This window comes from Roseibium sp., assembly GCF_048260565.1.
Taxonomy (GTDB): domain Bacteria; phylum Pseudomonadota; class Alphaproteobacteria; order Rhizobiales; family Stappiaceae; genus Roseibium.
In genome coordinates this window covers 25,025-45,957 of sequence record NZ_JBLXGP010000001.1, presented here as the reverse complement: position 1 = coordinate 45,957, position 20,933 = coordinate 25,025, and the positions used below count along the sequence as shown (strand labels likewise).

General features: G+C 63.8%; 17 protein-coding genes. 13 read left to right on the top strand and 4 right to left on the bottom strand.

Annotated features, from left to right (window positions below; genetic code table 11):
* Window positions 1–61 precede the first annotated feature (61 nt).
* Genes ACN0SO_RS00200 through ACN0SO_RS00185 form a run of 4 tightly spaced genes read right to left on the bottom strand, consistent with a single transcriptional unit; the run spans window position 62 to window position 7,505 of the window.
* Window positions 62–1,771 (bottom strand): hydantoinase B/oxoprolinase family protein, encoded by a 1,710-nt coding sequence (locus ACN0SO_RS00200; RefSeq protein ID WP_417673297.1) that lies wholly within the window; start codon window positions 1,769–1,771, stop codon window positions 62–64.
* Complete coding sequence (locus ACN0SO_RS00195) at window positions 1,768–3,864, bottom strand: hydantoinase/oxoprolinase family protein (protein ID WP_417673295.1); 2,097 nt, start codon at window positions 3,862–3,864, stop codon at window positions 1,768–1,770. The genes ACN0SO_RS00200 and ACN0SO_RS00195 overlap by 4 nt, the downstream gene beginning before the upstream one ends.
* A gap of 57 nt (window positions 3,865–3,921) precedes the next feature.
* Entirely contained in the window at window positions 3,922–6,660 is a 2,739-nt protein-coding gene (locus tag ACN0SO_RS00190) for a molybdopterin-dependent oxidoreductase (RefSeq protein ID WP_417673293.1), read from the bottom strand.
* Between the two features lie 2 nt (window positions 6,661–6,662).
* Window positions 6,663–7,505 carry an FAD binding domain-containing protein gene (locus ACN0SO_RS00185; protein ID WP_417673291.1) on the bottom strand — a complete coding sequence of 281 codons (843 nt, stop codon included), beginning with the start codon at window positions 7,503–7,505 and terminating at the stop codon, window positions 6,663–6,665.
* Between the two features lie 197 nt (window positions 7,506–7,702).
* Here ACN0SO_RS00185 and ACN0SO_RS00180 point away from each other — a divergent pair, with 197 nt between their 5' ends.
* The 13 genes from ACN0SO_RS00180 to ACN0SO_RS00120 all read left to right on the top strand — a co-directional run bounded on the left by ACN0SO_RS00180 (window position 7,703) and on the right by ACN0SO_RS00120 (window position 20,921).
* On the top strand, window positions 7,703–8,536 hold the full coding sequence (locus tag ACN0SO_RS00180; RefSeq protein ID WP_417673289.1) for a ferredoxin--NADP reductase: 834 nt from the start codon (window positions 7,703–7,705) through the stop codon (window positions 8,534–8,536).
* Window positions 8,537–8,723: 187 nt separating this feature from the next.
* The gene (locus ACN0SO_RS00175; RefSeq protein WP_417674996.1) at window positions 8,724–10,181 is read left to right on the top strand and encodes a 6-hydroxynicotinate reductase; all 1,458 of its coding nucleotides are present in this window, start codon (window positions 8,724–8,726) and stop codon (window positions 10,179–10,181) included.
* A complete protein-coding gene (locus ACN0SO_RS00170; RefSeq protein ID WP_417673287.1) occupies window positions 10,178–11,080 on the top strand; it encodes a UPF0280 family protein in 903 nt (300 codons plus the stop codon). Before ACN0SO_RS00175 ends, ACN0SO_RS00170 begins: the two co-directional genes overlap by 4 nt.
* Complete coding sequence (locus ACN0SO_RS00165; RefSeq protein ID WP_417673285.1) at window positions 11,073–11,657, top strand: amino acid synthesis family protein; 585 nt, start codon at window positions 11,073–11,075, stop codon at window positions 11,655–11,657. The genes ACN0SO_RS00170 and ACN0SO_RS00165 overlap by 8 nt, the downstream gene beginning before the upstream one ends.
* Window positions 11,654–12,238 carry an amino acid synthesis family protein gene (locus ACN0SO_RS00160; RefSeq protein ID WP_417673283.1) on the top strand — a complete coding sequence of 195 codons (585 nt, stop codon included), beginning with the start codon at window positions 11,654–11,656 and terminating at the stop codon, window positions 12,236–12,238. The genes ACN0SO_RS00165 and ACN0SO_RS00160 overlap by 4 nt, the downstream gene beginning before the upstream one ends.
* A gap of 24 nt (window positions 12,239–12,262) precedes the next feature.
* Window positions 12,263–13,330: a Rieske 2Fe-2S domain-containing protein gene (locus ACN0SO_RS00155; protein WP_417673281.1), complete on the top strand. Its 1,068-nt coding sequence runs from the start codon at window positions 12,263–12,265 to the stop codon at window positions 13,328–13,330.
* A 101-nt stretch (window positions 13,331–13,431) separates the two neighbouring features.
* Window positions 13,432–14,634 (top strand): ABC transporter substrate-binding protein, encoded by a 1,203-nt coding sequence (locus tag ACN0SO_RS00150; RefSeq protein WP_417673279.1) that lies wholly within the window; start codon window positions 13,432–13,434, stop codon window positions 14,632–14,634.
* 101 nt (window positions 14,635–14,735) lie between these two features.
* On the top strand, window positions 14,736–16,598 hold the full coding sequence (locus ACN0SO_RS00145; protein ID WP_417673277.1) for an ABC transporter permease: 1,863 nt from the start codon (window positions 14,736–14,738) through the stop codon (window positions 16,596–16,598).
* Window positions 16,595–17,368 (top strand): ABC transporter ATP-binding protein, encoded by a 774-nt coding sequence (locus ACN0SO_RS00140; RefSeq protein WP_417673275.1) that lies wholly within the window; start codon window positions 16,595–16,597, stop codon window positions 17,366–17,368. The genes ACN0SO_RS00145 and ACN0SO_RS00140 overlap by 4 nt, the downstream gene beginning before the upstream one ends.
* On the top strand, window positions 17,361–18,062 hold the full coding sequence (locus ACN0SO_RS00135) for an ABC transporter ATP-binding protein (protein WP_417673273.1): 702 nt from the start codon (window positions 17,361–17,363) through the stop codon (window positions 18,060–18,062). Before ACN0SO_RS00140 ends, ACN0SO_RS00135 begins: the two co-directional genes overlap by 8 nt.
* Window positions 18,063–18,087: 25 nt before the next feature.
* Window positions 18,088–18,579, top strand: coding sequence for a MarR family winged helix-turn-helix transcriptional regulator (locus ACN0SO_RS00130; RefSeq protein ID WP_417673271.1), 492 nt, complete (start codon window positions 18,088–18,090; stop codon window positions 18,577–18,579).
* Between the two features lie 129 nt (window positions 18,580–18,708).
* Complete coding sequence (locus ACN0SO_RS00125) at window positions 18,709–19,599, top strand: MurR/RpiR family transcriptional regulator (RefSeq protein ID WP_417674994.1); 891 nt, start codon at window positions 18,709–18,711, stop codon at window positions 19,597–19,599.
* Window positions 19,596–20,921, top strand: coding sequence for an aspartate aminotransferase family protein (locus ACN0SO_RS00120; RefSeq protein WP_417673269.1), 1,326 nt, complete (start codon window positions 19,596–19,598; stop codon window positions 20,919–20,921). The genes ACN0SO_RS00125 and ACN0SO_RS00120 overlap by 4 nt, the downstream gene beginning before the upstream one ends.
* The last annotated feature ends 12 nt before the right edge of the window (window positions 20,922–20,933 follow it).

The window sequence follows — 20,933 nt, the reverse complement described above, 5'->3', positions numbered from 1 at the left end:
CCCCATTCCAGATCTCATTCTCGCATGCGCAGAAATCCGCGGTTTGACCTGGATTCTATCGTCAGGCGGGCGCCTTTTGCGTGTCTGCCTGCGCCGTCCCGAATAACTCCCTCGCCTCTCCCGCCGTGTAGCGCCCCAGGCGGACGTCCTCGGCGACGAGGGCCGGATCGCGGTCCTCCGGGTTTCCGTAACCGCCGCCGCCGGGCGTGCCGACGCGGACGCGGTCGCCCGGTTGCAAGGGGATGTCCTGTGCCTTGGACAGATGCTCGGGCACCATGGGTTTGCCGTCCTGCCAGACGGTGACGGAGTTCGGCTTGCCGTCCTTGCCGCCCAGCGCGCCCTGGGGCCCGAACCGGCCGTGGTCCATGACGAAGCTGGCGGTCGCGTAGCCGCGCAGAAGCTCGATCTCGTAATCGAGGCCGAAGCCGCCGCGGTGCCTGCCCGCGCCGCCGGAGCCTTCGCGCAGCGCATAGCGGTGATAGAGCACGGGGAACTGCTGCTCCATGATCTCCACCGGCGGGGCCTTGGAGATGCCGATGGTGGAACAGCCGTTGGAGAGGCCATCGTGGTCGGAGTTGCCGCCGTAGCCGCCGCCGGAAATCTGGTACATGACGAAGCCGCGCTTGTGGGACGGGTCGTAACCGCCGAGCGCGAAATTACCGGAACTGCCGGCGGGGGCCGCCGTGACACGATCGGGTAGCGCCTCGACCAGGGCGGCAAAGACCGCCTCGGCGATGCGCTGGCTGACTTCCGCCGCGCAGCCGGAAACGGGGCGCGGATATTGGGCGTCGAGGAAGGTGCCCTCAGGCCGGATCACCTTCAGCGGCTCGAAGGCGCCGGCGCTGATCGGCACGTCCGGGAAGATATGGCGCATGGCCAGATAAACGGAGGACAGTGTGGTCGCGAGCACCGAGTTCATCGGCCCCCGGCAAGGAGCGGAGGAGCCGGCGAAATCGAAGGTGAGTTCGCCGTCCTTTGCCGTGATCGCCAGGTTGATTTCCAGCGGCTCGTTGACCACGCCGTCTGAGTCCACATAGGCCGTGGACCGGTAGATGCCATCCGGGATGAGGCGGACATTGGCGCGCATTTGGTCGGCGGCGCGCTGGCGGAGTTCGGCGATCGCTTCCCTGACCACGTCGTCGCCGTAGCGGTCGAGTATGCGGCCGAGCCGTTCCGCGCCGACCAGAAGGGCGGCCGCCTGCGCCTTCACATCGCCGATGCGCTGTTCAGCGACCCGGATATTGGAGCAAATGATGGAATAGATCTCGTTGTCCATCTTGCCCTGCTTGAACAGCCGCACCGGCGGCAGCCGCAGGCCTTCCTGTTCCACCGACGTGGCGGAGGCGGAGAAGCCGCCGGGAACGGCGCCGCCGGTATCCGGCCAGTGGCCGGTGTTGGAGAGCCAGCAGAAGATCTCGCCGTCCCGGTAGAAGGGCATGGCGAAGCGCACGTCCATCAGATGGGTGCCGCCGAGATAGGGATCGTTGACGATGTAGATGTCGCCTGGCACCGGGGCCGCGACCCGGCCATCCCTGATCATCTCGATCAGGGTGCGGGTGGAATACTGCATGGTGCCGACGAAGACCGGCAGGCCGCCTGCCCCTTGGGAAATCAGGGAACCGTCAACGGCGGAATAGATGCCGTCGGAGCGGTCGTTGGCCTCGGCGATGACCGGAGAAAAGGCCGCGCGGGAGAAGCTCAGGTCCATCTCGTCGCAAACCTGCTGCAGGCCCGACTGGATGACGCTCAGTGTGATCGGATCGATGGTCATGCGCCGGCTCCCAGTTCGATAATGATGTTGCCGTCCGCGTCCTGAACCGCCTTGTCGCCCGGATCGATGACGATGGTGGTGTCCATCTGCTCCACGATAGCGGGGCCATGAATTTCGGCGGAAAGCGGCAGGTGATCGCGCCAGTAGATCGGGGTTTCGACCGGACCGTCGAACCAGACCTGGCGCGAACCGGTGAGCGCGTCCTCGAGCTTGTCCTTGCGGCCGGCCGGATCAATCAGCAGCGACAGGTCGATTTCGGAGCGGCGGCCGATGACGGAGCAGTTCACATTGACAAGGCTCGCCTTGATCTCCGGCAGTTCGACGTGGAAGCGGTTGAAATAGGCCTGCTCGAACAGGCTCTGCAGTTCGTCCAGAGTCGGACGCGGACCGGGAAGCGGCACGCGCAGGAGGTGGGTCTGGCCGATGAACTGCATGTCGACGGACCAGATCTCGCGCAGTTCCTCGATTTTCACGTTTTCCTTTGCAATCAGCCCCCGGCCTTCCGCCTGCTGCTGGTCGAACAGCGCATGCACCGTGTCGATGTCCAGTTCGGCAAGCGGCCTGTTCACGGTGTTGACGAAGTCATGGCGCAGGTCGGCCACGACGCAGCCCAGCGCGTTGGTGATGCCCGGGCGGGAGGGAACCAGCACGCGGGGTACGCCCAGTTCGCGGGCAATGGCGGTCGCATGCAGGGGACCGGCGCCGCCGAAGGCAAAGAGCGCGTAGTCGCGCGGGTCCTCGCCGAGACTGACGGAAACCATGCGCACCGCATCGGCCATGCGGGTGTTGGCAATGCGCAGCACGGCGGCTGCCGCTTCCTTGGCGCCGACACCCAGGGGCTTGCCGAGCTTTTCGGCAAAGATCGCCTCGATATCGGCGAGCGACACGGTCGAGGAAACCGAGTTGAGCTTTTCCGGGTTCATGCGGCCGAGCAGCAGATTGGCGTCGGAGATGGTCGGCGCCTCGCCTCCCCGGCCATAGCAGATCGGGCCCGGCGTGGAGCCCGCACTTTCCGGACCGACCTGGAGGAGACCCGCCTCGGTGATCCGGGCGATGGAACCGCCGCCGGCGCCCACCGTGCGCACATCTACCATGGGCACATGGATCGGCATGGCGTATTCGATCTCAATTTCATTCGATACCGCCGGTTCCGCATTGCGGATCAGGGCGACGTCGGTGGAGGTTCCGCCCATGTCGTAGGTCAGGAGATTCGGAATATTGGCGCGCCGGCCGGTATAGGCGGCGGCCATGACGCCGGACGCCGGCCCGGACATGACGGTCTTGGCTGCCTCGATCGCCACGCGCCGGGCCGACACCATGCCGCCGTTGCCGTTCATGACAAGGACGTCGTGACGGTAGCCCTTTTCGGCCAACTGATCGGCGAGCCGTTCCACGTAGCGGCGCAGCAGCGGCTGGACAGAAGCGTTGATCGCCGCCGTCACGCCGCGTTCGAACTCGCGGCTTTCCGACAGGAGCGAATGGCCGAGGGTGATATTTTCGTTCGGCCAGATTTCCGCGGCGATCTCGCCGGCACGCAGTTCATGGGCCGGATTCGCGTAGGAATGCAGGAAATGGATCACCAGCGCCTCGCAGCCCTTGTCGAGAAGCTCCTTCAGCGCCGCGCGGAAGGCATCCTCGTCCAGGTCCTTGTAGACGGTGCCGTCCGCATAGAGGCGTTCGGGCACTTCCAGGCGCAGGTCGCGCGGGATCACCGGGCGGAACTCGCCCTTCATGCCGTAGGCGTGGGGCCGGGTGCGGCGGCCGAGTTCCAGGATATCCCGGAAGCCTTCCGTGGTGATCAGGCCGGTCTTGCACAGGGTCCGTTCCAGCACCGCGTTGGTGGTGGTGGTCGTGCCGTGAACGATCAGGTCGAGCGCAGACAGGTCCGCCTCGGCAATCTCCAGCGCCTTCAGAACGCCAAAGGCCTGGTTGTCCAGGGTCGTCGGGGTCTTCGCCAGCCGGACCGTCTTCGCCTGGGCGTCATAGAGGACGAGGTCCGTGTAGGTGCCGCCCACATCGATGCCGGCGACATTCGATGTTTCTGGCGTTTTCGACGCTTCGTCGGCACTGGCGATGGACGGGGACACGTTCATGGTAAAATCAACCCGATAGCAGAATGACAGGGAGTGACGGGCAAACCCGCTTCGTTTTTATGTGTTCTGTGTGGCCCTGATCGCCGCCAGGACCTTGTCCGGCGTCGCCGGCATATGGGCGACCCGGGCGCCGCAGGCATCCTTGATCGCGTTCAGTATCGCGGGCGCAGTCGGGATCAGGCAGTGTTCGCCCAGACCCTTTGCGCCATAGGGACCATGCTCGTCGCCGGTTTCCAGGATCAGGGTCTCGATCGGCGGCACATCGCCGATGGTCGGGATCAGATAGTCATGCAGGTTTTCGGTACGGCCGGGCAGGAATTCCTCCATCAGCGCCAGACCGATGCCTTGCGCGACGCCGCCCTGAACCTGGCCTTCCACCAGCAGCGGATTGATCGCCTTGCCGACGTCATGGGCGGCGGTGATTTTCAGGAGCTTCACCGTGCCGAGCGCCAGGTCCACCTCAAGCTCCGCCATCTGGGCCGTCGTGCCGAACACCGCATAGGGAGAGCCCTGACCGTTCTCATCGAGCGGCAACGTGGGCGGGTCGTAGGATTCCACGGCCTCCAGCACATAGGCCTCGCCGTCGGCTTCGAGCGATGAAAGCGCGATCCGGTGGTCGCCGGTGGCGTCCGCGATCCGGATCTCGCCCGCGCCGAAGTCCAGTTCAGCCGCTTCGGAGACGTTGGCGAGCCGCAGGATCCGCGCACGCAGGGCATCGCCGCAAAGCCGGGCGGCATTGCCGGTGATGAAGGTCTGGCGGCTGGCGGAGGTCTTGCCCGCATCCGGCGTCAGATCCGTATCGGGACCGATCAGCTCGATCTGCGTGACCGGCACGCCCAGCGCCGTGGCGAAGATCTGGGTGATCACCGTGTTGGAGCCCTGACCGATGTCGGTTGCGCCCTGATGCAGCACGATGCGGCCGTCCAGGGTGACGCCTGCGCGAATGGTGGACGGGTTGGACATGGAGGTGTTGCCGCAGCCGTACCAGCCGCCGGCAATCCCGACCCCGCGGCGGATTTGCCCGCCCCTGGCGTTGAAGGCTTCTGCGTCCGCCAGCGCCCGTTTCCAGTGGGTTTCCAGCGCATCGAAACAGTCGGCGATGCCCATGCCGTTTTCAAAGACCTGACCGGTCACCGTCGGATCGCCGTTGCGCAAGGCGTTCTTGCGGCGAAATTCCAGCCGGTCCATGCCAAGCGCATTGGCGAGATCGTCGTAGAGCGGCTCCTGGGCGAGCGCCGATTGCGGCACGCCGAAGCCCCGGAAGGCACCAGACGGCGCGGTGTTGGTGTGGATACCGGCGCTGCGGGCGACATAATTCGGCGTCTTGTAGGGGCCGGATGCATGGATCGGCACCCGGTTGGCGACCGTCGGACCCCAGCTCGCATAAGCACCTGTATTGAAGGTGCCGTCGAACTCCGCGGCAACGATGTTGCCCTCCGCGTCCGCCCCGATCCGCATGGTGATTTCGGACGGGTGGCGCTTGGTCGAGGTGGCGATGGATTCCGTTCGCGTGTAGGTGATGCGCACCGGCCGGTTGAGAAGCCAGGCGGCGAGCGCCACGTAAGGCTGGGCGGTCAGATCGAGCTTGGAGCCGAACCCGCCGCCAACGGCTGTCGGGACGATGCGGATGGCGTCCTTCGGCATTCCGAGCAGGACCGCCAGACCTTCCTTGTTCATGACCGGGGCCTGGGTACAGCAATGCACCTCGATGCGATCGCCGACGCGCCGTGCGAAGGCTGCCTCCGGCTCGATATAGCCGTGTTCGATGAAGCCGGTGGAGAACGATCCTTCCGCGACCACGGCGGCTTTAGCCATTGCGGCCTCGGCTTCACCGCGCTTGACGAAGCCACGGCACATGACGTTTTGTGCGCGGCCCTGATGCAGATCCGAAATCCCGGTCGCCTCTTCCGGCAGGAGCGCATGGGGCAGCGGCTCGAACGTCACCGGAAATTCCGCCAGATCGAGGCCATTGACCAGATCCGCCGGACCGACGATGGCGGCGACCGCCTCTCCCTTGAAGAGGGTTTCTCCCTCGGCGAACATCGGTTGATCCTCGAAGCCCGGGATCACGCCGAAGCAGTTCTTGCCCGGCACATCCTTCGCCGTCAGGACGAGGTCGAGGCCGTTTGCAGCCTTGTAGGCGTCGAGATCGCCCAGTTTGAAAGACGCATGATGATGGGGAGAGCGCACGACGCGCAGGGTCAGTGCATCCTCGGACGCAACGTCGTCGCCGAAGCGTTCGGTTCCGGAGACCTTGGGCAAACCGTCGATGCGGGCCATCGGAATGCCGACACCGCCGACGGGCCCTTCGGCGCGGGTATCGACGTCCATGACCGCGTCGATGATCTTGCGATAGCCGGTGCAGCGGCACAAAACACCGCCGAGGGCGTCCATGACCGCTTCTTCGTTCGGGCTTTCCTGCTTGCGGAGCAATCCGACGGCGGAAACCATCATGCCCGGCGTGCAAATTCCGCACTGGGCCGCCTGATGGCGCTGAAAGGAGGCGGCAAGGGCCTTGCCGATCTCATCATCCTTTGCGAGTCCTGCCTGGGTTTCGACCACCGCCCCTTCCACCTGGCCGAGCGCGGTGGTGCAGGCGCAGACCGGATTGCCGTCGATCAGAACGGTGCAGGCGCCACAGTCGCCCGCATCGCAGCCGACCTTGACGTCCTTCGCCCCGGCCCGCTCGCGCAGGGCATAGGAGAGACGTTCGGCCGGAGGCCCGTCCACCCGGACCGCTTGTCCATTCAGGCGAAAGGTTACGCCCTGCATATCGTCCATATCAGCGAGAGCCATGGTCAGTTCCCCTCCTGCGCTGCCATCAGGACCGCACGCGCGATCAGTTCGCGGGCCGCCGCCAGCCGGTAGTCTGCCGATGCCCGCACATCGTCGATGGGCGCCAGCGGCGACAGGTCCGCATTTTCAAGACAGGCCCTGATCGCGTCCGGCTCCGCCTTGATCCCGTTCAAGGCCTGTTCAACGGCGGTCAGCCGCCGGGCGACCGCAGAGCAGGAACCGACGGAGACAGCGGCATAGGTTATGTCACCATCATCCGCGCATTCCAGGACGACAGCCACCATGGCAATCGAAATAACGAGATACCGCCGGGCACCGAGCTTCAGGAAAGCGGAGTGGCATGCCGGCCAGTCGGGCACCAGAACAGCGGTGACCATTTCGCCCGGCTGAAGCGCCGTCTGGCGAACACCGGTGATGAAATGATCGAGCGGCAGAACCCGGGTTCCAGCCGGACCGGCGATTTCCACCTCGGCATCGAGTGCCAGAAGCGGCGGCACGCCATCGGCCGCAGGCGATGCGTTGCAGAGATTGCCCGCGATCGTGCCGGCATTCTGGATCTGGATGGAGCCCACTTCCCTTGCTGCCTGTTGCAGAGCGAGGAATTGCGCGGGCAGATCCGCGTCCCGGATTTCAGACCATGTCGTCGTCGCGCCGAAGCGCCAGACACCGCCACTTTTCGAAATGCCGCTGAGGCCTTCGATCCTGCTGAGGTCGATCACCGGATCCGTCGCCGTCCGCCCTCCGAGAGCCGGAAAGAAATCGGTTCCTCCGGCCAGGATCCTGACAGGCTGCCCGGCCATCAGATGCAAGGCGGCCTCTACTGTTTCGGGTCTGTGGAATTGCATCGGCGTCCTCAATGCATTTCGTTTGCATACTAACGAATTAGAACCACATCTGAAAAAACTGTCAAGCAGCACCTCCCGGAATTCGAGCCTAAATTTTGCGCATGCATTTTTCGGTTGCTTTCTCCATAATATTCATTTGTATACTAACGAATATATCGCCGAAGCGGCTGCACCGCCGACAGACAGGAGAAGCGCTCATGTCCGAAACCCTCGAAATCGAAACGCCCATTCTGGCAGGAAAACCCTCGCCTTTTCCGGTTCCGGCCGGCTGCTACACCCTGACGGTTCAGGAGGTGCAGCACTACACCGACAACCTGTTCCGATTCAGGGTAACACGGCCGATGCAGTTCCGCTTCCGCTCGGGCGAATTCGTCATGATCGGCCTGCCGAATGCGGAAAAGCCGGTCTTCCGGGCCTATTCGGTTGCAAGCCCCTCCTGGGACGAGGAACTGGAGTTCTTCTCCATCAAGGTGCCCGACGGGCCGCTGACCGAACACCTGCAGAAAATTCAGCCGGGCGACACGGTCCTGATGCGCAAGAAGGCGACCGGGACCCTGGTGAATGACGCGCTCCTGCCCGGCAAACGGGTCTGGATGTTTTCCACCGGCACCGGGATCGCCCCCTTCGCCAGCCTGATCCGCGACCCGGAGACCTACGACAAGTTCGATCAGGTCATTCTGACCCACGGCTGCCGCACGGTTCCCGAACTGAAATACGGCGAGGATCTGGTGGCAAGCCTGCGGGATGACCCGCTGGTCGGCGATCTCGTGCGCGACAAGCTGATCCACTACACGACCGTGACCCGGGAAGACTTCGTCCGCCAGGGACGGCTTACCGATCTGATCGTTTCGGGTAAACTCTTCGACGATCTCGGTCTGCCGCGCATGGGGCCGGAAGAAGACCGGGCCATGATCTGCGGGTCCATGGCCATGCTGAAAGACACGAAGGAGCTGTGCCTCAGCCACGGACTGGAGGAAGGCGCGAACAACAAGCCGGCACAATTTGTCGTGGAACGCGCCTTCGTGGACTGACGATCTGATGCGATTTGCAGCAAGGCTGCCCAGCAAATCAGCGCAAGCCGGATGCAAACCGCATTGACACCATTTTTGAAAACATGTTTGCATACTAACGAAATGCAGGCATGGCATTTGAGGAGTCACGACGTTGACTGCAGCCGAGGGCAAACCAGAAAAGATCCGCTGCGATGCTTGTCCGGTCATGTGCTACATCGCCGACGGCCGTTCCGGCGCCTGCGATCGCTATGCCAATGACAACGGGCAGCTTGTCCGCCTCGATCCGCTGACGATTCTGGAAAAGACCGAAGCCGCCGGCGGCGACATCGTCCCCTTCCTGGAAAAGGAATGGGACGGCGACATCCTGCCTCCGACCGACGGGTTCGTGACCGCCATCGGCGCCGGCACCACCTATCCCGACTACAAGCCTGCCCCCTTCATCGTCTCTTCCGAAGTCGACGGTGTGGACATGATCACCGTGGTGACCGAAGGCATCTTCAGCTACTGCGGCGTCAAACTGAAGATCGACACCGACCGGCACCTGGGGGTGGAATGCTCCCCCGTTCGGGCCGAGGGCGAAGTCATCGGTCACGTGACAACTTCCGAATACGGCAGCCAGATGCTCTCGCTCGGCGGCGTGCATCACCTCACCGGCGGTTCCAAGAAGGAAGGCCGCGTCACCTGCTCCGCCATGCTGGCGCTGTGCAACGGCGAGGAAGTCGACCTTACGATCGACAATGGCGTTGAGCTCAAGGTCCAGGCCGGACAACCGCCAGTGATCAACGGCGAGCTCGAAGAACGCATGCGCGTCGGCTGCGGCTCGGCGACCGTCGGCATGTTCGCCGCCCAGTGGAAAGGCCTTGTCGACGAAGTGGTGGTGGTCGACGATCACATCACCGGCGTCATGTCCGAGCACCAGGCCGGCAAGGTCATCGGCTGGGAGCCGACCGGCATCAAGATCAATGGCCGCCGCTCCACGCCCGGCCGCTATTTCCAGGTTGCCGAACCCGGCACCGGCTGGGGCGGAACCAACCTGCAGGACCCGCTCGCCATCATCGGCAAGTTCAATCCGAAGGAAGCCAGGCCGGGACTGTCGATCCTGATGGTGTCGACCACAGGCGAGCACTCCGCCTATTACGAACTGAACGAAGACCTCGTGCCGGTTCAACAGGAGATGCCGGAGCGGCTCCAGCCCTCGGTCAAACGGATCGAAGAAAACTGCGAACCGGCGCTGACATCTGTCCTGTTCATGGCCGGTGCCGGCGGTTCCCTGCGCTCCGGGGTGACGGAACATCCCGTCGGGCTGACCCGCTCGGTCCAGAACTCGCTGACTTACGTGAGCTGCGGCGGCGCGCCGGTCTATATCTGGCCGGGCGGCGGCATCACCTTCATGGCCGATGTCACCCGTATGCCAAAGAACGCGTTCGGCTATGTGCCCACCCCTGCCCTCGTCGCCCCGATCGAATTCACCATGCGGGCGGACGACTACCGGGCGCTCGGCGGACACATGGACTATGTCATGCCGCTGGCGGAAGCCCTCACCGGCAAGACCGGGCGGCAGAACGACCACATTCTGAAAGGCCGCCGCGGCGTGTCGTCTCCGGGCGACAATCCCTGGCCGACCGGCTCCGGCAACTATCCCTGGAAAAAGGGTGCCAGATGACGAAGCGGGCCTGGTCAGAAACCGTATCGGCAAAACTGCTTCCGGACGGACGCCGGCTGCACCTGCAGCACGGCCCGATCGATCTGATCCTCGAGGCCTGTGGAGAAGACCGCGAAGTCGCCAAGGCCTATGACCAGGCTCTTGCTGCCTTTGAAACGGTCCTGACGGATCTGGTCAGCGAACTGCCCCGCCTGCGCTCTGCAAGCGGACCGGTGCCGCAGGGCGAGATCGCCCGGGCCATGTGGGCGGCGACCTCCGCCTTTGCTCCGGAATTCATCACCCCGATGGCGGCTGTCGCCGGCAGCGTCGCCGACCACGTCCTGAAGCGGATGATCGCGGGACGCAATCTCACGCGCGCCTACGTCAACAACGGCGGCGACATTGCGCTTCATCTGGCGGAAGGTACGTTCCGGATCGGCATTTGCGACGACCCGGTCACCGGTACGGCCGGTGGCTTCGTTCAGCTCAGACCGGAAGACGGGATCGGCGGCATCGCCACGAGCGGATGGCGGGGACGGTCCCATTCCCTCGGCATTGCGGACGCGGTGACGGTGCTGGCGGAAACGGCTGCCCGAGCCGATGCCACGGCGACCATGATCGCCAACAGGATCGATCTGCCCGGTTCCGCGAAGATCACCCGGGAAGCGGCCTCCGACCTGTCTCCGGACACGGATCTCGGCGACCGGCCGGTGACCACGGGCGTCGGCGACCTCTCGATGATCGAAATCCATACCGCACTGGCAAGCGGCGAACAGGCTGCGCAGGCCTATCTTTCGAACGGGCTGTTCAAGGCCGCCTATCTGGGGCTTGTCGGCGAACGACGGATCGTTGCCGCTGCCAGCACCGAACATCTCAATAAACACGCAATACGAAACATCAGGGAGGCCGCCTGTGCCTGAACCAGTCGTGCGCAAGACAGCGCTCATCGTCGAGGAAATCTTTCACGAAGGCGGCCCGGTGGCCGAAAAGCCCCTGCGCCGCGCGGCCATGCTCTGCGTCATCAAGAACCCCTTTGCCGGTTCTTACGTGGAAGACATCGCCGGCTTCATGGACGACCTGAAGCCGCTCGGCGTCGACATGGCCCGCAAGCTGGTCGACGCGCTCGGCGGTGACGCGAGCGTCGTCGAGGGCTACGGCAAGGGCGCGATCATCGGTACCGCCGGCGAACTGGAACACGGGGCGCTCTGGCATGTGCCCGGCGGCTATTCCATGCGGGAAATCCTGCCATCCTCCAACGCCATCGTTCCGTCCACCAAGAAGATCGGCGGACCGGGAACCCGGCTGGACGTACCCGTCACCCACTGCAATGCGTCTTATGTGCGCTCCCATTTCGACGCCATGGAAGTCGGCCTCGCCGACGGGCCGAAGGCGGACGAGATGATGGTCGTCCTGGTCATGACCACCGGTCCCCGCATCCATGCGCGCGTCGGCGGCCTGAAAGCCTCCGAAATCAAGGGGGAAGACGGCCTGCGATGACCGCCCGGATCCGCAAACTCGTGACCATCATGGAAGCTGTCGAGCGGGAGGCCGGCCAGGCCGTCTCGCCGCCGGCTGTCCGGGTTTGCTGTGCCGCCGTCATCGCCAATCCGTTTGCAGGCCGTTACGTTGAGGATCTGTCCGAGCTGATCGATATCGGCGCGGAAATGGGATCCCTTCTGGCCCGGCGCTGCCTCGATCTGAGCGGGCTCAGGCCGGACTCCATCCAGAGTTTCGGCAAGGCGGCCATGGTTGGCGAAGCCGGAGAGATCGAACACGCGGCCGCCCTTCTGCACCCGGCGCTCGGGGCGCCGCTCAGAGAGGTTCTGGGCGGCGGGAAAGCGCTGGTGCCGTCGTCGAAAAAGATGGGCGGGCCCGGAGACACGCTGGATGTGCCGCTCGGCCACAAGGACGCGGCCTATGTGCGCTCCCATTTCGACGGCATGCCGATCCGGATATCCGACGGTCCGCGCGCCAATGAAATTCTGATTGCGATTGCCCTTGCCCCCACGGGCCGCCCGTTGCCCCGGGTTGGCGGGCTGACGCATGATGAAGTCACCGGAAAAGATGGGCTGAGATAGCAACCGCCAGGAGGGAGAAGGACCATGGAATTCGTTCGAAACGCTTGGTACGTAGCCGGCTGGTCTTCCGAGATCGACCAGGAACTGCGCCGCTTCACGATCCTCAATGAGCATATCGTGATGTACCGCAAGTCGGACGGCTCCGTGGCGGCCCTTGAAGACCGTTGCCCGCACCGCCTGCTGCCGCTCTCGCAGGGCAAGCGAATCGGCGACGACATCCAGTGCGGTTATCACGGCATGACCTTCGACTGCGACGGCAAATGCGTGCGCATTCCCGGCCAGAGCAATCTACCCCCCTCCGCTTACGTGGATGCCTACCCGGTCCATGAACGCCATGACATCGTCTGGATCTGGATGGGCGACAAGGAGAAAGCCAATCCGGACGATATCTTCGACATGCCGGAATTCGACGACCCGGCCTGGGCCGCGCATCAGGGCGATGCTTTGCATCTGAAATCGAACTATCTCAATGTGGCGGAAAACCTGGTCGACCCGGCCCATGTCAGCTTCGTCCACCCGACCACGCTCGGGAACTCGGCATCGGAAAATGTTCCGGTTCACGTCTCGACCGAGGGCAAGGCCATCGTCGCCTGGCGCTGGATCCGGGACGCGGAGCCGATCGGCTTCTTCAAGAAATTCGGCGGGTTCGCCGAGAACGTCGACCGCTGGCACTACTACTATCTCTATACGCCGTGCACGGCTATGATCGACTTCGGCAGCGCGCCGACCCGCGACAATCTCGCGGAAGAGGACCGTGACAAGGGCAACCGCATCTTCGCCCTGCATTTCATGACACCGGTCACGGAGAGCTATACCATCGACCGCTGGATGCACATTCGCAACACGGCGATCGACGACGAGACGGCCTCTGAGAGCATGGATGCCATGTTCCGGGTCGCCTTTCAGGAGGACAAGGCGATTCTCGAATCCATTCAGTTGGAGGAGGATCGTCCCGCCAAACGCCGCCCCATCCGCATCGCCATAGACAAGGGACCGATGGTCTACCGTAAACGCATCAGTGAACTGATCGAGCAGGAACGGACACAGGACGTTGCGTCCAATCCGACACCGGCCTACGTCTATCACGACTGACCCGGACAAGAGCCGGATCAACCGGCCCCGGCCCCAACCGAACAACAGATAAAGAGCGGCCGAAAAGGCCGCCGTCATCACCGACCAGAATGAGGGAAAACATGAAGCATTTGAAAACACTGGTGGCAGCGGCCACCGCTCTCCTGACCGTTGCGGGTTCGGCGCATGCCGCAGACCCGATCAAGATCGGCGAGATCAACCACTACAAGCGCCTTGCCGCCTTCGCCGAGCCCTACAAAAAGGGCATCGAACTGGCGCTTGACGAAGTCAACGGTGCCGGCGGCGTCCTGGGTCGTCCGCTGGAATTCATCTTCCGCGACGACAACGGCAAGCCGGGCGATGCGGTAAAGATCGCCGAAGAACTCATGACCCGCGATGGCGCCGTCATGCTGACCGGCACCATCCTGTCCAACGTCGGCCTGGCGATCTCCTCGTTGGCCGCCGAGAAGGGCTACATCTACCTGGCCGCCGAACCGCTGGCCGATGCCATTGTCTGGGAGTCGGGCAACCCCTACACCTTCCGTCTGCGCACTTCCACCTACGTGCAGGCCGCCATGCTGGCAGAGGAAGCCGCCAAGACGGATGCGGTCCGCTACGCCACCATCGCGCCGAACTATGCCTACGGCACCGCAGCCGTGGCCGCCTTCAAGGAAAGCCTGAAGAAGCTGAAGCCGGAAGTCGAGTTCGTCACCGAACAATGGCCGGCCCTGTTCAAGATCGATGCGGGCGCGGAAGTCCAGGCCATCGAGGCTGCCAAGCCCGATGCGATCTACAACGTGACCTTCGGCACCGACCTGCAGAAGTTCGTCCGTGAAGGCAACACCCGCGGTCTGTTCGACGGCCGTAAGGTCTACGGCCTGCTCACCGGCGAGCCGGAATACCTCGACCCGCTCGGCGACGAGGCACCGGAAGGCTGGTTCGTGACCGGCTATCCCTGGTACGGCGTGACGGACGGTCCGGCAAAGACTTTCGTCGATGCCTATATCGCCGCCTATCCGGACGAAACCCCGAAGATCGGCTCCCTCGTCGGCTACATGACCGTCCAGAGCATCGCCGCTGCCCTGGAGAAAGCCGGTTCCACCGACACCAAGGCCCTGCTGGCCGCCTTCAAGGACCTGAAGGTCGACACGCCGATGGGTGAGATCACCTATCGCGGCCTCGACCATCAGTCCACCATGGGCGCCTACGTCGGCACCACCGCCGTCAAGGACGGCAAGGGCGTGATGGTCGACTGGGAATACAAGAGCCCGGTTCCGTACATGCCGAGCGACGAGGAAATCAAGAAGATGCGCCCGGCCGAGTAAGCCGGACGCAGGATCCTCTCTTCGCATAACGTCCGCCGCGCGTGATCCATCTGTGCGCGGCGGACACGGGCTCCCCTTTGGTTTCGGATAGATAGATCGTCATGGGTCTTTTTGTGGCACAGCTCCTGACCGGGCTTGCAAATGCGGCAGCATTGTTTCTCGTCGCCTCCGGACTTTCGCTGATTTTCGGCGTCACCCGGATCGTGAATTTCGCGCACGGATCGCTCTACATGCTGGGCGCCTATTTCGGCGTGACGCTGATGAACATGCTGCCCGGCGCCTTCGGCTTCTGGGGATCGATCCTGATGTCGGGGCTTATTGTCGGCCTGATCGGCATCGTCATCGAGATTTGCGTTCTGCGGCCCGTCTATCGCGCGCCGGAACTGTTCCAGCTCGTGGCCACCTTCGGCGTGATCCTGGTGATCCAGGACCTGACCCTGATGATCTGGGGCGCGGAGGACCAGCTCGGTCCGCGCGCGCCCGGCCTGAAGTCCGTCGTCCGCATCCTGGGCGAACCGGTGCCGCAATACGACCTGGCACTCATCGCGGTCACGCCCTTTATCCTGCTGGCGCTGTGGTGGCTGATCGCCAAGACACGCGTGGGCATTCTCGTTCGCGCCGCCACCCAGGATCGGGAAATGGTCGGCGCGCTCGGCGTCAACCAGTCCTGGCTCTTTACCGGCGTCTTCTTCCTCGGCTCCGCGCTTGCCGGTCTCGGCGGCGCGATCCAGCTGCCAAAGGGCGGCGCGGATCTGCTGATGGACCTGAACATCATATCCGCCGTCTTCGTCGTGGTCGTCATCGGCGGCATGGGGTCCATTCCCGGCGCCTTCGTGGCCTCCGTCCTCATTTCCGTTCTCAACGTGTTCGGCGTGTCCTATCTGCCGCAGAGCACACTGGTGCTTATGTATGTGGTCATGGCCGTCGTCCTGCTGGTCCGCCCCTACGGCCTGTTCGGCCGTGAGGAAAAGGCCGGCGAGCACGGACAGGTGGGCGAACCGGAGCGGCCGATCCGCCCGGCAAGCGCGCGCGGGCGGCTTCTTGTCGCCGCCCTGCTCGCGGTGCTGGCGCTGGTTCCGGTGTTCGGCGGCAACTTCACCCAGGTGCTGATCACCGACATCGTCATCTTCTGCCTGTTCGCCGCCTCCCTGCAATTCATGCTCAGCACCGGCGGCCTGGTCAGCTTCGGCCATGCCGCCTATTTCGGCGGCGGCGCCTATGCCGCAGCTCTTCTGGTCACCTATGCGGGCAGTCCGATGGAACTCGCGTTCCTGCTCGCTCCGCTCGCCGCCGGCCTGCTTGCCATCATTTTCGGATGGTTCTGCATCCGCCTCAGCGGTGTCTATTTCGCCATGCTGACGCTCGCCTTCAGCCAGCTCATCTGGTCGCTGGTGTTCCAGTGGTACGACGTCACCGGCGGGGACGACGGACTGGTCAATATCTGGCCGGCCGAATGGCTGTCGGGTACCACGACCTATTACTATTTCACCCTGATCGTCGGCGTCGGCGGCATCATCCTCTTGCGCCACCTGACGCATGCCCCTCTCGGCTACACGCTGCGCGCGACCCGGGACAGCGCCCGTCAGGCGGAGGCGACCGGTATCAACGTCAAGCGCGTCCAGTGGGTGGCCTTCGCCACCGCCGGCGCCATGGCGGGTCTTGCGGGCGGGCTGTTCGTGTTCTCCAAGGGCTCGATCTTTCCCAACGAACTGGAGATCGGCAAAAGCTTCGATGCGCTGATCGTGGTGTTCCTGGGCGGTGTGAAGACCCTGTCCGGCGGCGTGGTCGGCGCGGCCTTCATGGAAAGCGCGAAAGACTGGCTGACGCGTCTGGAATACTGGCGCCTGGTGCTCGGTCTCGTGATCATCGGCGTTGTCATCATCGCGCCCGACGGCATCGTGGGCACCGTTCGCAAGGTCAGCGAACGCATCGGCTTGCGCCGCAGCGAGGAGTTCATGAAATGACGGCTGTTCTCAAGGTCGAAAATCTCGTGCGGACCTTCGGCGGCGTCAAGGCGGTCAACGGCGTCAGCTTCGAAGTCGCCCCCGGCGAACTGAAGGCCCTGATCGGGCCCAACGGCGCGGGCAAGTCCACCTGCTTCAACATGCTGATGGGACAGCTGAAGCCCACTTCCGGCAAGGTCTTTCTCAACGGAGAGAACATCACCGGCCGACCGCCGCGGGACATCTGGCGGCGTGGCGTCGGCCGCACGTTCCAGATCACCGGTACCTATCAGAGCATGACGGTGGCGGAAAACGTTCAGATGGCGCTTATGTCCCATCACCGCAAACTGTTCGCGGTCCGACCCTACGCCTACAGGCTTTACCGGGACGAGGCGCTCGGCCTGCTCGACGTGGTCGGCATGGCGGACCAGGCCGACCGCGCCTGCGCCATTCTGGCCTATGGCGATCTGAAACGGCTGGAGCTCGCCATCGCGCTTGCCAATGAGCCGACCCTGCTGCTCATGGACGAACCCACTGCCGGCATGGCGCCGAAGGAGCGGATTAACCTGATGCAGCTGACCGCCGATATCGTCCGGGACCGGGGCGTCAGCGTTCTGTTCACCGAACACGACATGGACGTGGTCTTTGCCCATGCCCACCACATCATGGTGCTCAACCGCGGCGAGCTGATCGCCGACGGAACGGTGGCAGAAGTACGCAACAACGAGAAGGTTCAGGAAGTCTATCTTGGCGGCGGAACCCTCTTCGAACAGGAGAAGGCCGATGCTTGAGATCTCCGGTCTGAACAGTTTCTACGGCAAGGCCCATATCCTGAACGATCTCGGCTTTTCCGTTTCGCGCGGCGAAGTGGTCGCCCTGCTCGGACGCAACGGCGCGGGCAAGACCACCACGATGAAATCCATCATGCAGCTCGTGCGGCCGAAATCCGGCAAGGTGCAGTTTGACGGCAAGGACATCACCGCCATGCCCTCACACAAGGTCGCGCGCTTCGGCCTCGGCTATGTGCCCGAAGAACGGCGGATCTTCACCGACCTGACCATTCTGGAAAACCTGGAAGTCGGTCGTCAGGGCACTCGGTCCGACGCCCCCGCCTGGACGGTCGACGCCTTGTTCGAGCTGTTCCCGAACCTGTTGGAACGGCGCTACAACCGGGGCAAGGCGCTGTCCGGCGGCGAACAGCAGATGCTCACCATCGCCCGCACCCTGATGGGCAATCCCAAGCTGCTGCTGCTGGATGAACCGTCGGAAGGCATCGCGCCGGTGATCGTGGAACAGATGGCCAAGACCATTCTCCGCTTCAAGCAGGAAGGTCTGACGGTCATCATCTCCGAGCAGAATCTGCATTTTGCCCGGATCGTCGCCGACCGGGCGATCATAATCGAGAGCGGCGAGAAGAAGTTCGACGGTACATTTTCCGACCTTGAAAAACAGCCGGAGATCCGCGATGCATACCTGTCCGTGTAGCCGTCGCGGCGATTGAGGAAAAAGCGTGACCGACCCAGCCGAAGAAACTTTGGAACCGGCCTCCGGAGAAAATCTGGAAACCCGACCGGCACCGGATCATGGCCCGGATCATGGCTATGTTCTGGACGAGCAGATCGGCTATCTTCTGCGCAAGGCGTACCAGCGCAACGCGGTCATCTTTTCCGAGAAAATTCACGACCTGACGCCCACCCAGTTCGCCGTCATGGCGCGCCTGACGGAACTGGGTTCGGTCTCCCAGAACCAGCTCGGTCGCACCGTCGGCCTCGACGTGGCGACCACCAAGGGCGTGGTCGACCGGCTCAGTGCGCGCGGTTTCGTAACGTCCAAGAAAGATCCGAACGACCGGCGCCGGCAGCTGATTTCCCTCACCCCGGAGGGCTGGCGGCATTTCCTCTCCAATGCTTCGCTTGGCCTTGAGGTTTCCGCGGAAACCATCGTGCCGCTGACCCAGTCTGAACAACGCACGCTCCTGCGCCTCCTGAAAAAGATGCAATAGGCCGGGGTCCCGCGGGTCGGTCCTGCTGCGACTTTATTATCTGCATCCGAAAATGATCCATCCGGATCATTATTACTACATATGATTCATATGTTGCAGTCATCCGTGAAGCAGGATAATATCCGCTCCATGGACCACGCTCCCCTGAACACCGAAATTCTTGCCAGGTTCGACACCATGTCGGCGCAGCTTCAGACTGCGGCGCGGTTCGTGCTTGACCGGCCGCGCGACGTGGCGCTCCTGTCCATGCGCGAGCAGGCCCGGCAGGCCGGCGTCCAGCCGGCGACGATGACGCGACTTGCCAAACATCTGGGCCTGAACGGCTACGAGGATATCCGCGAGCGTTACGCGGAGGCAGTGCGCGGCGGCGGGCTCGGCTTCTCCGGCAAGGTAACCGCCCAGCAGGCCAGCCAGAAACTGAAAGGCGACGAGGCTCTTGCCGCCGATATGCTTGGCGCGATCGGCGGACAGATCCAGAGCCTGACTAATCCGGAGTTTCTCAGCCATGTCGTGGCTGCGGCCGACTCCCTCTCCCGCGCCCGGCGCATTTACTGCCTCGGTCTCAGGGCAAGCCATGCCATTGCCTGGCATCTTCATTACGTCCTGACCCTGACCGGGCGGCAGTCCGTTCAGGTCGACGGCATTGCCGCGACCGGCCCCGACTGCCTCGCTCATGCGGGGCCGGACGACGTGCTGTTCGCGGTCAGCATCGCCCCCTATACGAAGCTGACCCTCGAGCTTGCCGACTATGCGGTTCAAAACGGCATTCCCGTCGTCGCCCTGACCGACAGCGCGGTCGCGCCGCTCGCCCAGATCGCAAAGCACACGGTTCTGGTGCCGACCGGCAGCCCGTCGTTCTTTCACACCATGTCCCCCGGCTTCATCGTCGCTGAAATTCTCGGCGCGATCGTCGCCGGGCGCAGCGGCGAGGACGCCCTTGCCGCCCTCACCCACGTCGATGCGCTGCATGCCACACTCGGCAGCCACGTCCAGTCTCTCTCAGCCAAGAGGTCATCATGACCCATCTTCTGCATCGCAATGCCAACGCCACCATGCCGGTTGCCGTCAGCGGCAAGGGCGTCGAGCTCTACGACAATACCGGCAAGGCCTATATCGACGCCTCGGGCGGGGCCGCCGTGTCCTGCCTCGGCCACAGCCATCCGGACGTTCTGGCGGCCCTTCACAAGCAGCTGGACCAGCTCGCCTATGCGCATACCGGCTTCTTCACGACGGAGGTCGCCGAAAAGCTCGCCGACAATCTTGTCGCGCATGCGCCCGACGGCCTGGACCACGTCTATCTGGTGAGTGGCGGCTCGGAAGCGGTCGAGGCAGCCCTGAAGATGGCCCGGCAGTATTTCGTCGAAAAGGGCGAGCCGCAGCGCCGGCACATCATTGCGCGCCGGCAGAGCTATCACGGCAACACGCTCGGCGCGCTCGCCACGGGCGGCAACGAATGGCGGCGGAGCCAGTTCAAGCCGCTTCTCGTCGAGACGCACCACATCGATCCATGCTTCGCCTACCGGTTCCAGCAGGAAGGCGAAAGCGATGCGGAGTACGCGGCACGCGCAGCGCAGGCGCTGGAGGACAAGATCCTGGAACTCGGCGCTAATGAGGTGATTGCCTTTGTCGCCGAAACCGTGGTCGGGGCGACAGCCGGCGCCGTGCCGCCGGTCGGGGACTATTTCAAGCGAATCCGCGAAATCTGCGACCGCTACGGCGTCCTGCTGATCCTCGACGAGGTGATGTGCGGCATGGGCCGGACCGGGACGCTGCATGCCTGCGAACAGGATGGCGTCTCACCGGACCTGATGACCATCGCCAAGGGGCTTGGCGGCGGCTACCAGCCGGTCGGCGCGGTCCTGCTGCAGGCCAAGATCTTCGAGGCCTTTTCCAAGGGCTCCGGCTTCTTCCAGCACGGACATACCTACATGGGCCACCCGATGGCGGCAGCGGCGGGTCTTGCCGTGCAGGAGGTCATCCAGCGCGACAACCTGCTCGCCAATGTGAAGGCCATGGGCGGTCTGCTGGAAAGCCGGCTCACCGAGCGCTTCGGCAATCACCATCATGTCGGCGATATTCGAGGCCGGGGCCTGTTTCAGGCGATCGAGCTCGTCGAGGATCGGTCGAAGAAAAACCCGTTCGATCCTGCGCTCAAATTGAACGCCAGGATCAAGCGTGAAGCGATGGCCCGGGGGCTGATGGTCTATCCGATGGGCGGGACCATCGACGGGCTGACCGGCGACCACGTGCTGATCGCCCCGCCGTTCATTTCCGAGCCAGGCCACATCGACGCCATTGTCGAACGGCTGGGCGATGCGGTGGACGCGGCCCTGGTGGCTTAGGGCCAGATCCTT